This is a genomic window from Marinactinospora endophytica, assembly GCF_054780875.1.
Genome location: NZ_BAAGVM010000042.1, coordinates 1 through 675, shown reverse-complemented (window position 1 = coordinate 675; position 675 = coordinate 1). Strand labels below are relative to the sequence as shown.

Genomic DNA, 675 nt, shown 5'->3' with positions numbered 1-675 from the left:
CGCCACATTCCGGATAAAACCATCCACCCAATGCGTGGTGTAAGGTCCGATGGACGCCGCCCAGCCGAGCAGACGCTCGGGCGACCACTCCAGCAGCGCCTGGTGATGGGCGGGCATATGGGCTGGCAGGCTGCTGTGCTGACCTTTGCGATGGCTGCGCGGATGTTGTGCCACGACCTTGCCGGTGTGATACAGGGTGACGGTATGCTCGGCCAGATGAGCCTCCAGCCGCTTGCCCTGCAAGGCATAAGGTACGGAGTAATAGTGCTTTTCCAGATCGACGTGGTAGTCCTTACCAACCAGTACCAACATCACTTTGGTGTAGTGATAGGGATAATCCGGCAGCGGCTTGAGCGCCGGAGCATCGAGCTCGGCAAACAGTGAGGCGCGACAGCCCGGTAGCTTCTGGAAGGGTTTCTGGTTGAGCCGGGTCAGCAGTTCAGCGATCCGCTGGTTGAGCTGAGCCAGGCTATGGAACACCTCATGACGCAGCACCGCCAGGATCCAGCGCGTGACGATCTGCACACCCACCTCGGCCTTGGACTTATCCTTCGGCTTGCGGGGCCGGGCGGGCATGATCGCCGTACCGAAGTGGGCCGCCAGCATCTGGTAGGTGGGGTTGAGATCCGGATCGGTTTTGCGCGCCACGCTGACGGCACTCTTGAGGCAATCGGG

The 675-nt window shown here is 61.3% G+C and carries 1 protein-coding gene; it reads right to left on the bottom strand.

Going from position 1 to position 675, the window contains the following annotated elements:
• A partial coding sequence (locus ACYVHU_RS26690) for a Mu transposase domain-containing protein (protein ID WP_498949924.1) occupies positions 1–675 on the bottom strand: 675 nt, incomplete at both ends.